We start from the raw sequence: 18,429 nt of genomic DNA, 5'->3' as shown, positions 1-18,429 counted from the left end.
GTTATATATGAAGCCGAGGATTACTGTAATCACAATAGGTGTAGATGATCTGGAAAGAGCACTGCAATTTTATCGCGATGGACTTGGTTTGCCGACGGATGGCATTATAGGAACTGAATTCGAGCATGGTGCTGTTGCATTCTTTGATTTGCAAGCTGGATTAAGGCTCGCTATTTGGAAACGTACAGACATTGCATACGACACGAAGCTGAGTACAGCCAAGCCTAGTCCAACTGAATTCACACTCGGACATAATGTAGGTTCGCGAGAAGAAGTGGATTTGATCATGGAGCAAGCTCAGAAAGCGGGAGCTACGATAACGGTTTCGGCCCACGATACTTTCTGGGGTGGTTATTCAGGTTATTTTCAAGATCCAGACGGGCATCTATGGGAAGTTGTATGGAATCCGGAGTGGGAAGCGTAAGAAAAAGTCCTGGACAATCCATCCAGGACTTATGTCGCTTTATTGTCGGACAGCTTCAAACGTAAATGTCTGATTGCTATGCGTTGGGTCTTGGTTGTACATATAATCGGCCGAGCATACAATGTCTGTGAAGCCGATTTGTTCTAACACAAGTTTGAATTCTTCAATTCCGTACCAGTGCAGCGCCAAACGCTGCAGCTCGGATTGAATAAGCTTCCCTTCGCGCCACTTCTCATACTTTAGGTAGGAGACCGTGAAATTGTGGAGCAAATTAACTTCAACCAGCTTGTCCTCCAAGGTAATCGCATCACCGGACGGGAGGGCATAGGTGGAGGTACTAATCTTCCCTGCTTCAATCGTCTCAGGCAGGATCAAGTCGATGATAATTCGTCCCCCAGGAATAAGATGATCGTAGAAGCATTGCAGAGCATTTAGCGAGTCTTGGCGATCTTCAACCAGACAAAAGGACCCCGTGGGAATAATGATCGCTTCATACTTATGAGGCAGTGAGAAACTTTGCAGTTTTCCTTCATATAATAACGGATTCAAGCCTCTCCCTTCACAACGCTTACGGCAAGATGCCAGCATTTCAGGAGAATAATCGATTCCATCGACCAGCAGTCCAGCCTGTAAAAGCGGAATGAGCATACGACCGGAGCCTACGGCTGCTTCCAGAATTCGACCTTTACAGGATTTGAGTCTATCTAGATAGTACTCGATATCGCCACCGATGGATTGCCCGACAGGCTTGGTAAGATCATAAACTTCCGTACAAAGGTTACTGTAATAACTGAACATTTCTTTTTCTCCTCCGTTTTATGGATACGGAAGATAGGATTTGTAATATGGGGTTAACCGATATTAAGCCTTCCGTACCTCTAATTTAGTGGTGAGTTGGAAAGAGCTGACTGTCATTTAAATCGCCTACTTTCATTAAAGTTACCCCAAATGTTACCATAGAAGAGGTTGCCAGGCAATTTAAAATACAATTTTACCATTGATTTAAGAGGATCTATTTATACGGTAATATGTTTTATGATCTCTATGGTCTCATTAATTCTTGGGATCATATTGAAGGTCATAACTAGAGAAGTGTAATGAGGAAATGAAGCTGCTTGAGAAACGGTTAAATGGTACTAAACAGACTTTGAAATTGTCTTTGAAAGAAAATGTTCTGGAGGATGATGAAGATGAAATCAAAAAAGTACTTCTTACTCGTTGCCATGTTGCTTGCTCTAATGGTACTTCTATCAGGATGCGTACCTGGCGATGGAACGTATACCGCACAAAATCAGGCTGGCTTCTTCTGGGGAATTTGGCATGGCTGGGTCGCTCCGATCTCTCTAGTTATCGGCCTGTTTAACCATGACATCAGAATATATGAAATCAACAATTCGGGATGGTGGTATGACCTGGGGTACTACTTGGCTGTAATCAGCGGCTTTGGCGGGATCTCCTTATTCCGTAAGAAAAAGTAAGCATCAACAACGGATCTTGTTATTTGGCGCTATTTAAATCTTTATAATAAATGCATATTGTATTATCTAAAATCCCCTCAAATGCTGCAAATCGAGCAGCGTCTGAGGGGATTTGACGTTCAAGATCAGAAAGGCGATACATTGACCGGGTGCAGTACACCGCTTATTGCGAATGAAGCCTGTCCGGTCTCTTCGGATACGACGAGGACCAGGGCATCACAGCGTTCGGTCAGGCCGATCGCTGCGCGATGCCTTGTTCCCAGTTTCTTGTCTGTGACATGAATACTCGATAAGGGAAGAACGTTAGCCGCTGAAACAACGGTATCGGAGCGAATCAGTACAGCGCCGTCATGAAGAGGATTACCAGGATAGAAGATGGACTCAGCAAAGCATGGGTTAACGTTCCGCCAATGGGGATGTTAGACGAAATCAGCGGGTCCAGCGAGTCCTTCCGTTCCACGACAATGAGTGCGCCATGCTTCCGTTCGGATAAATTCCGCATACATATCGTTAATTCTCTATATTTCGCTGTATAGGGGGATAGGTAGCAGTTTAAGTAAAAGGACGCCGCAGTCGTCACAATATCCGTCATGACACTTCTCATATTTTCAAACTCCGTGATGAGACATACATTCTCATCCTCCAGTAGCTCTATATTTTGTTGGGCTAATGAAGATATCTCTTCAAGACGCTTCCCTAAATGCTCCTTAAGTGGGTAGGCATTGCAATTGTTGTCAGGCATATCAAAAACCTCGATTCTGGGAATCATACGCAATTCGTTGTTACTTTGCCCAAAAGCAGAACGTATATCCACCTCGCCCGGCAATTCCTTTCAAGCATTCGCATTATAGTTCATGTGACTCAAAGTATCCCCTATATGAAAAAGCTAACTAAATTTAATTTTTATTATATTATCCGTATGGATATCTTCATGTTAGCATATGGATACGGATGCGATTTGGGAAGAGGTGAATAGATGTCGACCAAGGCGGATCTTAAATAACAAGATTGCAGGTGATACTCATGAAGCTGCGAGGAGGAAAGTCCGCAATTCTGTATGGAATGAGCCTTGTCACCCTAATGCTTATGCTGACAGGTTGCGAGGCGAATATGAACTCCTTGTTATCTACTGGGGAGCAACAGGCAACTCAAGGGGAGAACCAAGAAATGAACAAGTTGAACCGTGATTTATTACAAGCTGTGACAGAAGGTGATCAGGAAGCGGTAAAAAAACAGCTTGCTGAGGGAGCCGATATTGATGCTGCAGATCGGGAAGGCCGGACGTCGGCTATGATTGCGGTGCACACCGATCAATTTGAAATGTTTGAACTTCTCGTTGAGCATGGAGCGAATATGAATATCCGGGATGATCGGCTGGACAATCCGTTGCTCTACTCGGGAGCGGAAGGGAAGATGGATTTCCTGAAAGCGGCCATCGCTGCAGGAGCTGATACGACGATTACGAATCGGTTTGGAGGGACGGCACTCATTCCGGCTGCTGATCGCGGGCATGTCGAGATCGTTCGTGAACTGCTTGCAAATTCGGATGTTGATGTGAATCACGTCAACAATCTTGGCTGGACCGCTCTTTTGGAGGCTATCATTCTTGGCGACGGCGGCAAAGATCATCAACAGATCGTGGATCTACTGATTGCGGGTGGAGCCGATGTGAATCTGGCCGATAACAAAGGAGTGACACCTCTGCAGCATGCCAAGAACCGTGGATACCGTGAGATGGTTACTGCTTTAACAAACGCTGGTGCTTCTTAATTTAAGAAGGCTTCAGAATGGACAAAATGCTCTCCGAGTTCCGTGGTGGATCGGAGAGCGTTTTTTTGTAATGGAAGAACATTTCTAATACTTGAAACTATACAGTAGTGTCGGTTATAATATATAAAACCGACATAATTGTATATTTTTTTTGGAGGTGTTTATTTATGGCTCCGAAAGTGAGTGAGGATTACAAGCAGGAACGGAAGCAAGAGCTGCTGAAGGCGGCTAAGAGGGTTTTTATCAGGAAAGGATTCGTCCATACTTCGATGCAGGATATTATGGATGAAGCAGGGGTTTCACGCGGTACCTTCTACGCCTATTTTGACAATATCGACCATGTATTTATGGAGGTTCTGAAATTTGATGATCAACAGATCATACAGTTCTTTGCCCCTCCGGTCGAAGGTTCAGTATGGATGCACATCAAGCACTGGGTAGAGGAGCAGCAAGCTTTTATTGAATCGCTTCATGATACACTTTTGCTGGCGAAGGCGGAATTTTTCCTCTCTTCTCAATATGTGAAGAATAAAGCTGCCTTTCCCTACATTACCGAGCGCTATAGCGAAACCGCTGCAGCTATTGAGCGAGTTATTCAAGCAGGGGTGTATTGTGGAGAATTTAGGCCGCAGCTACAGCCTGATGTGATAGCCAGATTTCTTGTTTCCTTCATGAACGGCTTAATGCTGGATACCTATCAATTAGGTCATGAGAGAACCAAGGTTAAGGAGCAACTTGCAGCTCTATTGTTCTCAATGGAACAAATGCTAAGTCCGAATCATGAATTAGGATCATAGTTTGATGAAAGAAGAGGATTGATAGACATGATACTATTCGAATCAGCACGTGTTAAGTTACGGAAAATGACCAAAGACGATACAGTTTTGTACCATACTTGGAGAAATGATCAGGAGATTATGCGATCGACGAATCCTAGTTTAGATGTATACTCCCCCCAGGATACCCAAGCTTTTGTTGAGCATGTCATTTTGGGTTCCGCGTCCTCTAAAAGCTATATTTTGCTTGAAAAGGAAAATGAGACTCCGATTGGAGTTCTGGGCCTAATTAATATCGATTACAAGAACCAGAATGCGGAGTGTATCATTGATATCGGGGAGAAGAAGTATTGGGGCCAGGGCTACGGTTCCGAGGGGATGAAGCTGCTGCTGGGGTATTGCTTCAATGAGATGAATATGCACCGCCTGTCACTTAGAGTGTTCTCGTTCAATGAGCGGGCAATCCGTCTGTATAAGAGCTTAGGCTTTCAACAGGAGGGCTTAAGCAAGGAGGCATTATTCAGAGAAGGGAAATGGCATGATATAGTCCATATGGGTCTACTTCAGCGTGATTATATCGAGATGCAGCAACGATTAGAATAGTGATCTACTAGGGCGATCTATCCGATTGATTCATCGGGGATCGTCTTTTTCGGCTGACTTGCAGGGGATAAATGAATATAATGGAAAGGTATTGATTGGAAGATTGTTTATGTGCCAGGCAGAAGGAGGATAAGTTAGGAGGTTCGCGGTTGAAGTATGTTAAAGCTCAAGGTATTGAGGAACAAGAATATTATTATTTTGAAGTCGATGCTGAAATGATAGCCTATCGGCAAGTTACCGTAATGAATGATTGTTATAGGATCTCTATCGCCCCGGATTTCTATTTAGCGGAAAAAGAGATTGAACTCTTTGAAGGTGATGAAGAGATTACTCAGGAGCAGTTCAATGAAATTTGGTACAAGGCGGTTGCCCCTTATAGGGTGGGCTGGGAGCAGGTCAAGCTGGACTATGCACGCGGTACCCTTGTTAACGGTTCTATCAGGATGTTCTATCCACAAGGAGTGATAATACAGCTAAGCGATACAGTCTATGCTATTGCTGATACTGAAGAGCTAAGAACCCATACGAAGCCGAAACTGATGTATCCAGGCTATCAGGTACAGGGAACCGTTACAGGATATGATGACAACAATTTCTGGCTCACGCTGGATCATTGCACTGTATCTGATGAGAGAGTGAAGGGGAGCTAGGCTGCGAACATGGACGTAGAATAGTTGCAATAAATGAATGATATAAGGAGATGAATGATATGAATGAAATGACTGATATGAATGAAATGCTGAATGAAGAGAACGATTTTGGCTTCGCACGTGTCTATGCTGTTGAACTGAAGTACAAGCAGGAGCCGAAGCTGGACCGGGATTTACTTTATAAGAAAATGGAGCTCTACACAGGCAGGACAAGCATGCCGGAAGAGGAAGAATCCGCGGCTGAGGAGCTTGCTGTGTGGGAGGCTAATGAAGAATATGAGGGAACAATGCTGCACTTCTTCCATCTTAACTATATGCTTCAATATACGGAAGGAGAGCTCCCGGCCCAGACCAGCTTGATGAATATTGAGCATCGCCCGACTGAGAATTACAACACAGCGCTGCAGCAGTCCTGGCATTGGCAGGAAGCCGCTGAAACCTTGGAACAATGCAATCATACTCTGCTATTGGTAGACATGATGGCTGCGGGACTTACGCCACAATCACGACTACAGCTGTTTAGCGGTGCGCTTCGTGCAGTTCTGGAGGCCTGTCCTTGTGACGCGATATACTTCCGTGAGAGCGATAAGTTGCTTGAGCCTAACGAATACCTGTCTGCTGTAGAGCAAGGGAACCTACTATACGGTGCGTTAAATATACGGTTCTATAATGTGGAAGGGACTGGCAGCGGAAGAGCAGAGGGACTCATGGATTCGGTGGGACTGGCCGCGCTGGGGATTCCCGACGTGCAATGTCATTATTTTGATCTGGAACCCAATGAGGTTGCTGAGCAACTGGGGAATATCGCTTACTATCTATATAATCAGGGCGATATCATTAAGGACGGAGAGACGATTGGGATTAGCGAAGATATGCGTTGGCGGTGCGAGCATCAATACTCCCTGGTAGAACCTCGCCGTGTCGTGATCGATCTTGATCCAGGAGAGCCTTATTATGCTGGAAGACAGGGCAGCCATGAGGGATAATTATTTGGCTTGAATGAAAGCGTTTTTTTATATAAACTGGATATGATTACTGTGTGGGAGCGCGTTCACGGACAAGCTCTCTGATATCGATAGATTAGGGGAGGAGTTACCGATGAAATACCGGCAATTGGGCAATACCGATTTGGAAGTCAGTGAAGTAAGCTTCGGAACCTGGGGAATTGGAGGAGACTGGGGAAGTTCCAATGATTCGGATGCTCTCCGCGGCTTGGAGACAGCGATGGAGCAAGGAGTCAATTTCTTCGATACCGCAGACGTATACGGCGGTGGACATGCTGAAGAACTGCTTGCCAAAGCGACGAAGGGCAAAGAAGATAAGATTCATATTGCGACGAAATTTTGCCGTGCTGGTGATATTCATGACCTGAACACTTATTCAGAGGCATCGATCCGTAGCTTCTGTGAGAATAGTCTGAAGCGGCTGCAGCGGGAGCGGATTGATCTGTATCAAATTCACTGCCCTCCATTTGCGATTCTTAAAGATGGACGAGTCTTCGAAGTGTTGGACAAGCTTAAAGCTGAAGGCAAAATCAGACACTACGGCGTCAGTGTAGAGACTGTTGGAGAGGGACTCTACTGTGTAGACGTTCCTGGCGTGTCCGCCTTGCAGGTCATCTTTAATCTTTTCCGTCAAAAACCTGCAGAAGAACTGTTCTCAGCAGCCCATAAAGCCGGAGTTGGACTGCTTGTTCGCCTTCCACTGGCAAGCGGATTGTTGACTGGAAAATTCAAGGCAGATACGACATTCAGCTCTAATGACCATCGCAATTTCAACGCGAATGGCGAGGCTTTTAACGTTGGCGAGACCTTCGCTGGCTTACCATTCGCAAAAGGGGTAGAGCTTGCGGATGGCCTATCCTGGATTGCTGAAGGACGGGGGGACATGGCCCGTGCTTCCATGCGCTGGATTCTTGATCACCAAGAAGTCAGCTGCGTGATTCCTGGCTTCAAGAATGTGAAGCAGGTTGAAGATAATTTGGGCACTTTGAATGTGCAATCATTCAGCCCGGAGGAACTGGAACGTCTGCGTAGGTATTACGAGAACGAAGTAGCAGAGCATATTCGCGGAGTGTATTAATAAATTGTTTGTTAAGGCCGTATCCTACTGATGAAGGATGCGGCCTTTTTTTGGAATTTGACACGAAACCTATTGGTTTCGTATAATGCCAATTAGAAACCAAACAGTTTCCTAATTTGAAAGGAGTTATAGATTTTATATGGACAACAATATGGATCAGAAATTGCCGGATATTCGCCATTCCGTTTTGGTAAATGCCCCGATCAACAAAGTATGGAGCGCCGTTTCTACAGCAGACGGGCTGTCTGCCTGGTTCATGCCTAATGATCTTGAAGCGGTCGTAGGGCATGAGTTCCAATTGAACGCAGGACCGTTCGGACTTTCACCTTGCAAAGTGACTTTAGTAGAGGAGCCGAATCGTCTATCCTTCAATTGGGGCAAGGATTGGACACTGACTTTTGAATTGGCGGACAGAGAAGAGCAGACGGAAGTAACGGTGATTCATAGTGGCTGGAGTGCGGACCAGGTAACAGAATTCGGACAGCCACATACCGTGATTCGCGGCAATATGGACGGTGGCTGGAGCGGTCTGGTTATCAAGCTGAAGACGCATCTTGAGGCGTAATGATGGAAGCGGCCAGGAATAAGCAGGATGTCTTTCAGGCCATCGCTGATCCGACTCGCCGCGAATTACTTAGCATCTTGGGGGATCAAGAGCTGCCCTTGAAAGAACTGACCGGGCACTTTGCGATGAGCCGTACAGCAGTCTCCAAACATCTTCATGTTTTGGCTGATGCGGGGCTGGTTCAGGAACGGAAGGTCGGCCGAGAGACTCGCTACCGCTTGAATACAGACCCGTTATTTGAGTTGAAGCGTTGGCTATCGTACTTCGACCGCTTCTGGGATAACAAGCTGTCCCAATTGAAATATTATGTAGAATCGGACTCGAGTGACGAACAATAATGAGACCGATATCGGGAGTTTAAGCCCCGTCGCTTTTTTGTAAAGCGACGGGGTTTTTGAATTATTTTCCTGAACATAACTTCCATTGACAAGGAATAGTTGTTTATCATATAGTTGTTATAACAATTAAATGATTGAATATGAGGTGACCGGGATGCCAACAAAGGCCGGGCAGGAGATTATTCCTACCTTAGGTTTCACGATGGGCGTGACTTATCGCAAATTGTCGATGTACTTGCAGCATCGCTTGAAGCCATTCGATATCACTCCAGAGCAGTGGTCGGTACTGCTCGAGGTTGATAGCGCTGAAGGGCTGATACAGAAGGAGATTGCCGAACGGACGAGCAAGGACCATCCTACGACGACACGTATTCTGGATCAACTGGAGAGCAAGGGGCTTGTTTACAAGCAAAAGGGCAAGCAAGATCGACGTTCCTATCTGGTGTTCAGCACAGACAAGGCTAAGCCAATCATTGAGGCTGGCAAAGGCTATGAACAAGAAATGAGAAGTGAACTTCTGGAATGTGTAACTGAACAGGAGTACGAGGTGATGATGGAGCTTCTTCATCGTATTGATCATCACTTCAGCGGAGTTAACAAGGATTTTTAAATAGAGAAAGTGGGAGAGATCATGCTACTGGAAGACCAGGAACGATTGTGGACGAAATCCTTTATTTCGTTAACGATTTGTTCTTTTTTAATGTTCTTGAATTTGCAGATGTTGTTGTCTACTTTTCCGGCATACGTGAAAAATGAATTTCATGCGGGTGATTTTCAAGTCAGTCTGGTGACAAGCGTATTCGCTGCATCAGCGATTATAGCGAGGTTTCTGACGGCTGGGCTCATCAAAAGTGTGCCACGCGATAAGCTGCTCTACGTTGGACTCATTATCGCAACGATAACGACCGGCATTTATTCGCTGGCTGAAAGCGTTGGCGGCTTGCTAACGATGCGCGTAGGCTTTGGTCTGGGCTTCGGGATATCTAGTACGATATTACCAACCCTAGCATCGCAGATCATCCCGGTCAGTCGTATGGGAGAGGGCATCGGGTATTTTGGTTTATCGAGCAGTTTAGCTATGTCATTCGGGCCGATGGTAGGATTGAACGTTATGAGTGCATACGGATTTAGTAAGTTAACGATCGTAGCTACACTTACCGTCGTCTTGATCCTGCCCATTTTACTGTTCTCCCGTGCAGTATCAAAACCGTCTGTGCACGGCCAGAATAAGGCCGCCAAGCAGCCCAGTGGCAAGCATGTCAAACCGAAGTTCAATCATAAAATGTGGTTTCCCGCTCTACTGAATGCAATTCTATGCATTACCTATAGCGGTCTGCTTGGATTCATCGCATTGTTCGGTCAGTTTATTCATCTGGAACAGGTCGGTTTGTTCTTCCTGTTCAACGTGATTACCATCGTCATTGTTCGCCCTATATCGGGTCGGCTCTTTGACCGTAGAGGGCATGCGGCAGTTCTCGTTCCAGCAGCGATCTTTGTCGTGGCTAGTATGATGGTACTGTCTTATACAAGGTCATTGCCGCTATTGATCGTATCCGCTCTGTTATACGGGCTCGGCTTCGGCGCGATTCAACCGACGCTTCAGGCTTGGATGATCCGCACCTCTACACCGGAGCAATATGGAACAGCCAATAGCATGTTCTATAATTCAACGGATTTTGGGGTCGCCATTGGCTCAATTATTCTGGGCCTTATCGCTTCATTTAGCAACTATTCCGTAATGTATCGCTATTCAGCCGGATTTATGATCTTGTTCTTATTGTTGTACTGCGTTATTCAGTTTGGGCTAAGATCGAAGAAGCGCGTGCGATCGGCGAACCTAGAAGGCTAAGGCTAACATTGAATGCTCCCTATAATCTTTGTTATATTTAAGTAGCCACGATGAAGCCCTATTCGTCGTATTACTTCAATTAGGGAGCGATTCAAAGACAGGATGACTATCGTAATTGTAGCCATTATTGTATTATTATTGATCCTATTTACCATTACCAGCTTCTATTTCTATCGTGTTGCAATTGCACGGACGACGAAGGAATTCATGAACGATAGTCCGGACTTGCAGCCGAGTGTTCTATCAGAAGCCGCCAACGAGTTCCTGAATGAGGATCGGGAATGGTGGAAGAATCAGAGGTTCGAGGTCTGGGAAATGGATTCGGTTGACGGGATTCACCTTCATGCTTATTATTTGGCGGCTCGCGAGCATTCAACCAAGACGGCGATCATCGCGCATGGCTATTCAGGGAGTGCTATGGAGATGAGCGGCTTCGCCAAGCTGTACTATGAGCGGCTGGGTTATAATATCCTGCTTCCAGATGGCAGAGCTCATGGGCAGAGCGGGGGCAATTATATTGGCTTTGGCTGGCCGGAGCGCAAGGATTATCTGAAGTGGATTCAGCGCGCTATCGACGTAAATGGAGCGGATACACAGATCGTCCTGCATGGTGTATCGATGGGTGGGGCTACAGTGATGATGACGAGCGGGGAGAAGCTGCCCGCTAATGTGAAGGCGGTTGTGGAGGATTGCGGTTATACGTCGGTGAAGGATGAGCTGTCTTTCCAATTGAAGCGGATGTATCATCTGCCCGCATTCCCGATACTGCACGCCACTAGCCTGTTAACAAAGCTGCGAGCCGGATACTTCTTCGGAGAGGCGTCTGCCTTGAAGCAAGTGAGGAAGTCGCAGACCCCAACACTGTTCATTCATGGCGATAATGACACGTTTGTTCCAACGGACATGGTACATACCGTTTATAAGAACAGTCCGGTGGAGAAAGAACTGTACATCGTTCCGGGAGCGGGACATGCTGAAGCATACCGCGTGAATCCGGAGCAATATGAGAAAGTAGTGGCCCGCTTTATCGGGCGTTTTGTGAACTGAAATAATAAATAAGCTCAGGTCTGCAAGTGGACTTGAGCTTTTTTTATAGAGATCAGGCTTCAATAAATGCATGAGTCAAGTTCGCGCCCAAATCAGATGAATCATACCACCCCAATGACGCTCTATTCGTTCGATTTGAAGCCCGGAATCCTTGACCATTTGTACGATGTCGCGATTCCAGTGGCAGCCGGAAATTTTGCGAGCAATTGGATTGACAACGTGCTGGGCCGATTGCAATAAGATATTGCTTCCAAGCCCATGTTCCATCAGGCGAATCTGTCCGTCAGGCCGGCACCATCGCTTAATATTGCGGAGGACTTTTAACGGATCATCATAGCCACATAAGGAGAGGGTAGATACAATGCCATCGAAGGATTGCTCAGGAAACTGCAATTTTTCTATATCGCTCTCAATGAAATTGACCTGCATTTGCAGTTCATCTGCGATTCCGGATGCACGCTTAAGCATCATTGGGCTGAAGTCCGCCGCGGTCAGACGAATGCTAGTCATATCATAATACGGAAAGTTAGCCCCTGTGCCGACGGCGATCTCCAGCACGTCTCCATAGACACCCTCAATAAGCTGCTGCCGCCACTCTTTAAGCATCCGTTTGCGCGTATTTTCCTCATATAATGCCGACTGTTTATCAAATTTTCGGATCAGCTTCTGCTTATTCATCGCGACTTACCTCCGATCAGTAACTTGCTTGGAATCTTTAACCACACCTGCAGCATATAGAGGACCAAGAGCGGACAGCTTGAATATAATTGACGCGATTTCCTGCGGCGACTCCTGGCGCCCTTGCATCAACCATTCCTGAATAATGCCGAAGTGAGCAGAGGCAATATAAGAGACCAGATAATTTATCGGAACCAACGCATTTTCTTTGCGAATGAATGGAACCACATTTTTCTCGAATAAATGCTCGGACATCATTTTTCTAAGTAGTGCATGGAAAGAAGGGTCTCCCTTGGGACCGAGAATCGTCTTCAGGAAGTCGGCATGCTCGCCTAAATATTCAAATACTCTCACAATTTGCGGCAGAACTTGCTCGATATCTATCACAGGCTGCATCGTACTTAGGATCCCGATCAGGCCCTGGATCAGTTCTTGCTCATTTTGCTCCAGAAGATCATATTTATCGCGGTAATGCAGATAGAAGGTCCCACGATTAATCTCCGCTCGGGTCGTAATATCCTTCACGGTCAGCGCATCAAAGCCTTTCTCTTCGATTAAATTGGTGAATGCGGTGCGAATAATGGCCTTTGTCCGGATAACCCGCCGGTCTCTTGATGATTCCATGATTCATTCCTCCAGTTCTAATTAACATTTATTCATAAATGCGGGATAATGATCACTTCCAGGAATTCTGTTTATTGTAGTTGAAATATGCATTGATTATAATTAAATCGCAGAAGATAATCAACGCAGTGTTCATTTGTTTAGGAGGCAGAAAAGATGGAGGCTACCGTCAAAGTGCAGCAGGTCAGCAAGAGCTTCGGCTCAAAGACCGTGCTGAACAAAGTGGATCTTCAGATGAAAAAGGGTCAAATATACGGGTTGATCGGCCCTTCCGGTGCTGGCAAGACGACGCTTGTTAAAATGATGGTCGGTATGGAACTACCGGATGAAGGAGAAGTTCGAGTACTGGAGACGAGCATGCCCAGTCTCTCAATGCTTCAGCAGATCGGTTATATGGCGCAATCGGATGCTTTATATGGTGAACTTACAGCGGAGGAGAATCTGAGGTTTTTCGCTTCCATGTTCAAAATGACTCGGGCTGAACAGAAGCAGCGAATCGCCTATGCAGCGGATCTGGTGGGTCTCACGGATGAATTAGGGAGAAAAGTGGCCGTCTATTCCGGAGGGATGAAACGTAGATTATCGCTGGCGATTGCATTACTGCATGATCCTTCCGTGCTGATCCTGGATGAACCAACGGTTGGTATTGATCCGGAGCTGAGGCAGTCGATCTGGAAGGAGCTTGTCCGCCTGAAGACTTCTGAACACAAGACAATCATTGTGACGACACATGTGATGGACGAAGCGGATAAGTGTGATCAGCTGGCGATGGTTCGCGAAGGAACCATACTGGCTAACGGTACGCCAGAGCAACTCAAGCAGCAGTATGATGTGGCAAACTTAGAGGAAGTATTCTTGCGGGCAGGGGGCGGTACAGCATGAGAATCAAGGCGCTGATCAGAAGAATCTGCGAACAGATGCTGCGGGATAAGAGGACGTTGGCCTTGCTGTTCTTGGCACCACTGCTAGTCCTGACGCTAATGCATTATTTATTCAATCACACGGGCAATGCGGCTGATGCAAACATTGGCGCCGTCGGTCTTCCTTCACAATGGACTGCGGTTCTCGAGCAGCAGGGACTTGAGATTACGACCTATGACACAGCAAATCGGGATACCGTAGTCCGAGATAAGCTGGATGCGATCCTTGAATTTCAAAATGGACAGATTCATCTTATTCTGGGAAATAGCGATCCATCCCAATCCAAAGCGCTGCAAATGAAGATCGGCCAAGCGATGGAAGCTTTTACCGCAGCGGTTCAGCAAGGCGGAGGAGCTCCAATGGCTAAGCCTGAACTCACGATAGAGTATGTATATGGCAGCGCGGATACGACCTTTTTTGATACACTAAGTCCCATTCTGATCGGCTTCTTTGTCTTCTTCTTCGTGTTCTTAATTTCCGGGATTGGCCTCCTGCGTGAACGAACGACAGGAACTTTGGAACGATTAATGTCTACTCCGGTGCGAAGGGGAGAAGTAATAACCGGGTATCTGGCAGGTTACGGGATCTTCGCTTTTGTCCAAACGGTAATTGTCGTTCTATACTCAACGATGGTTCTTGGCATGAATATGGCCGGATCGATCTGGTATGTACTGTTGACCAACCTGCTGCTGGCCTTTGTGGCATTGTCGCTGGGGATTCTGTTGTCCACCTTCGCTGCCTCGGAGTTCCAAATGGTACAGTTCATCCCGCTTGTCATCATTCCACAGATCTTCTTTGCTGGTATTTTTCCGTTGGAGCATATGGATGCCTGGGTACAGGCGCTCGCTAGAATTATGCCACTGTATTACGGGGCTGACGCCTTGAAGAGCGTGATGTACAAAGGTTTGGGGTTCGCAGACATTGCAGTGGATCTAGCGGTACTTGTGCTGTTCGCAGCTCTGTTTATTGTTTTAAATATTATAGCTTTGAAAAAATACCGCAAACTATAGCCAAGTGGAATCTATGGTGTCTATTTGTGGATATTTTACGGGACTTCGGCAACAATAATGGCGAAAATGCCGAATTAGACCAAGGAGGAAAATCTGATGCCATTAGTGCCATATGAACCGTTCCGTCATTTGGATAACATACGCCGCGAGATGGATCAATTCTTTACCCATGATTTCCCGTCTATGAAGGGGATGCCACAGCATTTTGGCCAGATGAATGTGGACGTTTACGAGAAAGGCGATGAAGTCATTGCTGCTTGCGACATTCCCGGATTGGAGAAGAAAGAAGATGTAACGATTGAAGTGGATCGGAACGTTCTGTCCATTAGCGGTTCTGTGAACAAGACGAATGAAGTCAAGGAGGAGCATATGCATCGGCGAGAACGTTATTCCGGGCGGTTCCACCGTCTGGTTACACTGCCGGCTAATGTAGCCCCTGAGAATGTCAAAGCCAGCTACAAGAACGGAGTATTGGAAGTGCGGATGCACAAGATTGATGGAGATCATCGGAAAAGGGTCGATGTAGAGTTCCATTAGGTGATGTTATCGAGAGGATTGTAAAGCATATAAAGACGGGTCCTTTCCGGATGAACCGGGAGTACCCGTCTTTTTAGTCTCTGTTTGTAGCTCTATTGTTTATGAAGATGCTTCTTCGGATTTATTTCGGCCGTACTTGCGGTAGAGTACGAGACCGAACAGCATTCCGATAAGCGACAGCGCGGAGATCGTCAGGTACATCGTATGACCGCCGAGAGCTTGGTATAGCGCCCCACCAGCGAAGGAGGCAATGATGCCGGATACACCGAAGAAGAGCAGTGCCAGTACGGTCTGGCCTGTCGCCCTCCACTCTACAGGCACGATGCTGTATAAATATTGAATCGCCGCGGTGTAGAATATAGGGAACGTGAATATCTGCAGAAGCTGGATATATGCGAGCCAATTGGGGTCCTTGATCCAGGCCGAGATGAAGAAGCGAATGAAATAGAACGCCCCGGCTAAAGCGATGAGGGCCAGTTCCTTATTCTTGCGCAGCCACCAGGAGCTTAACGAGAATACCAGAATTTCGCTTCCCGCCGCCAGGAACCATGCCAGCCCAAGCAAGTCGGGTTTTCCACCTAGATCTTTAATGTACAGCCCCAGATAGGTGTCATTCATCCGAGCTGGGATGGAACTTATAAACACGAGAATAAGGAAGAGAAGCGTCTCCTTGTTGCTCAGGAAATTTTTCAGGCTCTTGATCGTCAGCGGCTTGCCCGACACCGGAGCATCTGGCATCAAGAAGGCAACAACCAGGCTGATGAGTCCAAGCGCTGCGAATGTGATGCCCAGACTACGTGAACCGTATTCTGTCATCAGGAATCCTGCGGCGAGCGACATCACCGCATAGCCTAATGCACCATAAGTTCGTAATGAACCATAGCTGATTCCTTCGGATTCAGCCACGCGGAAATTCAAGCTTTCCGTCAGTGGATCAATCGGCATCAGAAAGAAATAAGTCAGCATGACAAATAACAGGATCAGAGGGTAGCTATCTGTACTGTATAGGGAATAGCCAGTTACCGTACAACAGATTACAAGAAGCAACAGGACTTTACGGATGGTGCGTAGTCGATCGCTGATCATGCCCCACAGCGGTTGGGCAATCAGGGTGATGAAGCCGCCGATGCCGATAATGGTGCCGATCTGCGTCTCGCTCAGCCCTCGGTCGCTGAAATAGAGAGGCAGGAACGGTATGAACATGGACAATAGAGCAAAAAAAAGAAAATTAAATGATTTCACGGTGTAAGCAGATTTCATAAGTTTTATCCTATCCTTTTGAGGTCTGTTTGATATCTATGCTCAGTTTTTGATAATCAAATCCTGGGCCGATGATATTAAGCTCAGTTTATTATACAGGCAGCATCTGTTCAATAGAAGTTTTCCTAAAACGGGAGCCAATGCACGATATGAATTGTAATAGGATAGATTAGGAAGAGAAGGTATAATGGTAATGATTGGATGTATTATATTAGGTTCATACATTTGATGGGTTAGGCTAATCGTACCCAAGAGGAGAGACGAACGGATGCAAATGACGAAGAGATCATTACCGAGGGCTACGCCGGAACAAGTGGGAATAGTGGCGAAGCAAGTCATTGCTTTTCTGGATGATGTGAGGAAGCATGAGAGCGAACTGCACAGCTTCATGCTGCTGCGACATGGTCAGGTAGCTGCAGAAGGCTGGTGGGCTCCCTATACGCCAGAGCTGCCTCATATGCTATTCTCATTGAGTAAAAGCTTCACCTCGACGGCAATTGGTATGGCCGTTCACGAAGGTATCATAACGTTGGATGACACGGTTGTTTCATTTTTCCCTGATGATCTGCCGGGGGACGTTTCTGAACATCTCGCCGCGATGCAAATCCGCCATCTGCTAATGATGGGAACAGGACATGATCAAGATACGATGGATGCTCTGATTGCAGCAGAGGATGGCAATTGGGTCAGAGCTTTTCTTGAACTGCCTGTACCGCATGAGCCGGGGACTCATTTTCTGTATAATACCGGGGCTACATATATGCTGTCTGCAATTCTGCAGAAGGTCTCGGGACGAACTCTGATTGATTACTTAACCCCTCGGTTGTTCGAACCGCTTTGTATTGAGAATCCGACATGGGATATTTGCCCACGAGGGATAAATACGGGTGGTTTTGGACTAAATGTTACGACGGAAGATATCGCTAAATTCGGCCAATTATATTTGCAGAAGGGGCTCTGGAACGGTGTGCGGATCATTGATGAGGAGTGGGTCAATGAGGCGACCAGCAAGCAAATCTCCAATGGCGACGGCGGTGACAGCGACTGGGCGCAAGGCTACGGATATCAATTCTGGCGCTGCCGCCATGAGATCTATCGCGGAGACGGCGCCTTTGGCCAGTTCTGTATCGTCATGCCGGAGCAGGATGCTGTTATTGCCATCACGGCAGGTACAGGTGACATGCAGGTCATATTGAACAGCGTCTGGGATCATCTATTGCCTGGCTTCCTGCCTGATCCAGTTGTGACAGATGAGAGCTCGGTCGCGCTGAGCGAATATCTTGCCAAGTTGCAACTTGAGGTTCCACAGCTCAGAAGCGAATCGATGCTGGAAGCCCAAGTCAGTGGGAAAAGATACGAAATCGAACAGGATCAGATGGAGCAAGCTCCGTTCCCGTTGAAGGACTTCTGTATCGAATTCGATACAGATTCTGCACGGCTGACGTTGAAGCTGGAATGTGAAGATAGCATCATATTGGGACGGGAGCATTGGCTATCCGAATCGACGATAACTATAGAAGGTAAAGATACTCGCATCGCTGGCAGCTTCACTTGGAAATCGGAAGCCGAGCTTGTATTGACGCTGCAGGCGATTGAGACTCCTTTCCGTGTCACACTAGAGGTTCACTTTATTGATGATGCCGTAACTATTCATTCGAGATATAATGTCGGCTGGGATAAGGTTAATACTGTGCATGGAAGAGCAGTAGATTAATTTTACACGCTGAGCCCGCTGGATGCTGATAAGGCTTCTTGTGGGCTTTCATTTATATGGGAGCGGAACTAAAAGACAGGATCATTCAGTTATTTGTCGCCCC

Annotated in this window: 21 protein-coding genes and 1 pseudogene; 17 read left to right on the top strand and 5 right to left on the bottom strand. The window is 46.6% G+C overall.

Annotated elements, in window-relative coordinates; translation table 11 throughout:
• Window positions 1-7 precede the first annotated feature (7 nt).
• Window positions 8-424: a VOC family protein gene (locus ABD014_RS12450; protein ID WP_343861435.1), complete on the top strand. Its 417-nt coding sequence runs from the start codon at window positions 8-10 to the stop codon at window positions 422-424.
• Window positions 425-463: 39 nt separating this feature from the next.
• On the opposite strand, the gene ABD014_RS12445 is transcribed toward ABD014_RS12450, so the two are convergent.
• Window positions 464-1,222: a class I SAM-dependent methyltransferase gene (locus ABD014_RS12445; RefSeq protein WP_343861433.1), complete on the bottom strand. Its 759-nt coding sequence runs from the start codon at window positions 1,220-1,222 to the stop codon at window positions 464-466.
• A gap of 392 nt (window positions 1,223-1,614) precedes the next feature.
• Between ABD014_RS12445 and ABD014_RS12440 the strand changes: the two genes are divergently transcribed.
• Complete coding sequence (locus tag ABD014_RS12440; RefSeq protein WP_343861431.1) at window positions 1,615-1,902, top strand: hypothetical protein; 288 nt, start codon at window positions 1,615-1,617, stop codon at window positions 1,900-1,902.
• 125 nt (window positions 1,903-2,027) lie between these two features.
• On the opposite strand, the pseudogene cdaS reads toward ABD014_RS12440, so the two are convergent.
• Window positions 2,028-2,644, bottom strand: a pseudogene (gene cdaS / locus ABD014_RS12430) (sporulation-specific diadenylate cyclase CdaS).
• 320 nt (window positions 2,645-2,964) lie between these two features.
• Here cdaS and ABD014_RS12425 point away from each other — a divergent pair.
• From ABD014_RS12425 to ABD014_RS12375, 11 genes are all read left to right on the top strand, one after another.
• Window positions 2,965-3,672, top strand: a complete 708-nt coding sequence (locus ABD014_RS12425; protein WP_379340559.1) for an ankyrin repeat domain-containing protein — start codon at window positions 2,965-2,967, stop codon at window positions 3,670-3,672.
• A 167-nt stretch (window positions 3,673-3,839) separates the two neighbouring features.
• On the top strand, window positions 3,840-4,469 hold the full coding sequence (locus tag ABD014_RS12420) for a TetR/AcrR family transcriptional regulator (protein ID WP_343861427.1): 630 nt from the start codon (window positions 3,840-3,842) through the stop codon (window positions 4,467-4,469).
• Between the two features lie 30 nt (window positions 4,470-4,499).
• Entirely contained in the window at window positions 4,500-5,051 is a 552-nt protein-coding gene (locus ABD014_RS12415) for a GNAT family N-acetyltransferase (RefSeq protein ID WP_343862099.1), read from the top strand.
• Between the two features lie 149 nt (window positions 5,052-5,200).
• Entirely contained in the window at window positions 5,201-5,701 is a 501-nt protein-coding gene (locus ABD014_RS12410) for a hypothetical protein (protein WP_343861425.1), read from the top strand.
• A gap of 59 nt (window positions 5,702-5,760) precedes the next feature.
• Window positions 5,761-6,687 carry a DUF4261 domain-containing protein gene (locus ABD014_RS12405; protein WP_343861422.1) on the top strand — a complete coding sequence of 309 codons (927 nt, stop codon included), beginning with the start codon at window positions 5,761-5,763 and terminating at the stop codon, window positions 6,685-6,687.
• 112 nt (window positions 6,688-6,799) lie between these two features.
• Window positions 6,800-7,783, top strand: coding sequence for an aldo/keto reductase (locus ABD014_RS12400; protein ID WP_343861420.1), 984 nt, complete (start codon window positions 6,800-6,802; stop codon window positions 7,781-7,783).
• Between the two features lie 139 nt (window positions 7,784-7,922).
• On the top strand, window positions 7,923-8,348 hold the full coding sequence (locus ABD014_RS12395; protein ID WP_343861419.1) for an SRPBCC family protein: 426 nt from the start codon (window positions 7,923-7,925) through the stop codon (window positions 8,346-8,348).
• 2 nt (window positions 8,349-8,350) lie between these two features.
• The gene (locus ABD014_RS12390; protein ID WP_379340562.1) at window positions 8,351-8,686 is read left to right on the top strand and encodes an ArsR/SmtB family transcription factor; all 336 of its coding nucleotides are present in this window, start codon (window positions 8,351-8,353) and stop codon (window positions 8,684-8,686) included.
• Window positions 8,687-8,840: 154 nt separating this feature from the next.
• Entirely contained in the window at window positions 8,841-9,296 is a 456-nt protein-coding gene (locus ABD014_RS12385; protein WP_343861415.1) for a MarR family winged helix-turn-helix transcriptional regulator, read from the top strand.
• A gap of 21 nt (window positions 9,297-9,317) precedes the next feature.
• The gene (locus ABD014_RS12380) at window positions 9,318-10,535 is read left to right on the top strand and encodes an MFS transporter (RefSeq protein WP_343861413.1); all 1,218 of its coding nucleotides are present in this window, start codon (window positions 9,318-9,320) and stop codon (window positions 10,533-10,535) included.
• 102 nt (window positions 10,536-10,637) lie between these two features.
• The gene (locus ABD014_RS12375) at window positions 10,638-11,582 is read left to right on the top strand and encodes an alpha/beta hydrolase (protein WP_343861411.1); all 945 of its coding nucleotides are present in this window, start codon (window positions 10,638-10,640) and stop codon (window positions 11,580-11,582) included.
• Window positions 11,583-11,657: 75 nt separating this feature from the next.
• Here the strand turns inward: ABD014_RS12375 and ABD014_RS12370 are convergent, their stop codons facing one another.
• Complete coding sequence (locus tag ABD014_RS12370) at window positions 11,658-12,260, bottom strand: class I SAM-dependent methyltransferase (protein ID WP_343861409.1); 603 nt, start codon at window positions 12,258-12,260, stop codon at window positions 11,658-11,660.
• A gap of 6 nt (window positions 12,261-12,266) precedes the next feature.
• Complete coding sequence (locus ABD014_RS12365; RefSeq protein WP_343862097.1) at window positions 12,267-12,887, bottom strand: TetR/AcrR family transcriptional regulator; 621 nt, start codon at window positions 12,885-12,887, stop codon at window positions 12,267-12,269.
• 153 nt (window positions 12,888-13,040) lie between these two features.
• Between ABD014_RS12365 and ABD014_RS12360 the strand changes: the two genes are divergently transcribed.
• The 3 genes from ABD014_RS12360 to ABD014_RS12350 all read left to right on the top strand — a co-directional run bounded on the left by ABD014_RS12360 (window position 13,041) and on the right by ABD014_RS12350 (window position 15,352).
• Window positions 13,041-13,766: an ABC transporter ATP-binding protein gene (locus ABD014_RS12360; RefSeq protein WP_343861407.1), complete on the top strand. Its 726-nt coding sequence runs from the start codon at window positions 13,041-13,043 to the stop codon at window positions 13,764-13,766.
• Window positions 13,763-14,815, top strand: a complete 1,053-nt coding sequence (locus ABD014_RS12355; protein WP_343861405.1) for an ABC transporter permease — start codon at window positions 13,763-13,765, stop codon at window positions 14,813-14,815. The genes ABD014_RS12360 and ABD014_RS12355 overlap by 4 nt, the downstream gene beginning before the upstream one ends.
• Before the next feature lie 96 nt (window positions 14,816-14,911).
• Entirely contained in the window at window positions 14,912-15,352 is a 441-nt protein-coding gene (locus ABD014_RS12350) for an Hsp20/alpha crystallin family protein (protein ID WP_343861403.1), read from the top strand.
• 99 nt (window positions 15,353-15,451) lie between these two features.
• Here the strand turns inward: ABD014_RS12350 and ABD014_RS12345 are convergent, their stop codons facing one another.
• Window positions 15,452-16,612, bottom strand: coding sequence for an MFS transporter (locus tag ABD014_RS12345; RefSeq protein WP_343861401.1), 1,161 nt, complete (start codon window positions 16,610-16,612; stop codon window positions 15,452-15,454).
• A 268-nt stretch (window positions 16,613-16,880) separates the two neighbouring features.
• Here ABD014_RS12345 and ABD014_RS12340 point away from each other — a divergent pair, with 268 nt between their 5' ends.
• Window positions 16,881-18,326, top strand: coding sequence for a serine hydrolase domain-containing protein (locus tag ABD014_RS12340; RefSeq protein ID WP_343861399.1), 1,446 nt, complete (start codon window positions 16,881-16,883; stop codon window positions 18,324-18,326).
• The last annotated feature ends 103 nt before the right edge of the window (window positions 18,327-18,429 follow it).

This window comes from Paenibacillus motobuensis (assembly GCF_039521865.1).
Lineage (GTDB): Bacteria > Bacillota > Bacilli > Paenibacillales > Paenibacillaceae > Fontibacillus > Fontibacillus motobuensis.
The sequence above is the reverse complement of the archived record's forward strand: the minus strand, read 5'-3'. Positions and strand labels throughout refer to the sequence as shown.

Coding starts and splice junctions, on each gene's coding strand:
- ABD014_RS12450 (WP_343861435.1), top strand. CDS start 8: ATGAAGCCGAGGATTACTGTAATCACAATAGGTGTAGATGATCTGGAA.
- ABD014_RS12445 (WP_343861433.1), bottom strand. CDS start 1,222: ATGTTCAGTTATTACAGTAACCTTTGTACGGAAGTTTATGATCTTACC.
- ABD014_RS12440 (WP_343861431.1), top strand. CDS start 1,615: ATGAAATCAAAAAAGTACTTCTTACTCGTTGCCATGTTGCTTGCTCTA.
- ABD014_RS12425 (WP_379340559.1), top strand. CDS start 2,965: ATGAGCCTTGTCACCCTAATGCTTATGCTGACAGGTTGCGAGGCGAAT.
- ABD014_RS12420 (WP_343861427.1), top strand. CDS start 3,840: ATGGCTCCGAAAGTGAGTGAGGATTACAAGCAGGAACGGAAGCAAGAG.
- ABD014_RS12405 (WP_343861422.1), top strand. CDS start 5,761: ATGAATGAAATGACTGATATGAATGAAATGCTGAATGAAGAGAACGAT.
- ABD014_RS12400 (WP_343861420.1), top strand. CDS start 6,800: ATGAAATACCGGCAATTGGGCAATACCGATTTGGAAGTCAGTGAAGTA.
- ABD014_RS12395 (WP_343861419.1), top strand. CDS start 7,923: ATGGACAACAATATGGATCAGAAATTGCCGGATATTCGCCATTCCGTT.
- ABD014_RS12390 (WP_379340562.1), top strand. CDS start 8,351: ATGGAAGCGGCCAGGAATAAGCAGGATGTCTTTCAGGCCATCGCTGAT.
- ABD014_RS12385 (WP_343861415.1), top strand. CDS start 8,841: ATGCCAACAAAGGCCGGGCAGGAGATTATTCCTACCTTAGGTTTCACG.
- ABD014_RS12380 (WP_343861413.1), top strand. CDS start 9,318: ATGCTACTGGAAGACCAGGAACGATTGTGGACGAAATCCTTTATTTCG.
- ABD014_RS12375 (WP_343861411.1), top strand. CDS start 10,638: ATGACTATCGTAATTGTAGCCATTATTGTATTATTATTGATCCTATTT.
- ABD014_RS12370 (WP_343861409.1), bottom strand. CDS start 12,260: ATGAATAAGCAGAAGCTGATCCGAAAATTTGATAAACAGTCGGCATTA.
- ABD014_RS12360 (WP_343861407.1), top strand. CDS start 13,041: ATGGAGGCTACCGTCAAAGTGCAGCAGGTCAGCAAGAGCTTCGGCTCA.
- ABD014_RS12355 (WP_343861405.1), top strand. CDS start 13,763: ATGAGAATCAAGGCGCTGATCAGAAGAATCTGCGAACAGATGCTGCGG.
- ABD014_RS12350 (WP_343861403.1), top strand. CDS start 14,912: ATGCCATTAGTGCCATATGAACCGTTCCGTCATTTGGATAACATACGC.
- ABD014_RS12345 (WP_343861401.1), bottom strand. CDS start 16,612: ATGAAATCTGCTTACACCGTGAAATCATTTAATTTTCTTTTTTTTGCT.
- ABD014_RS12340 (WP_343861399.1), top strand. CDS start 16,881: ATGCAAATGACGAAGAGATCATTACCGAGGGCTACGCCGGAACAAGTG.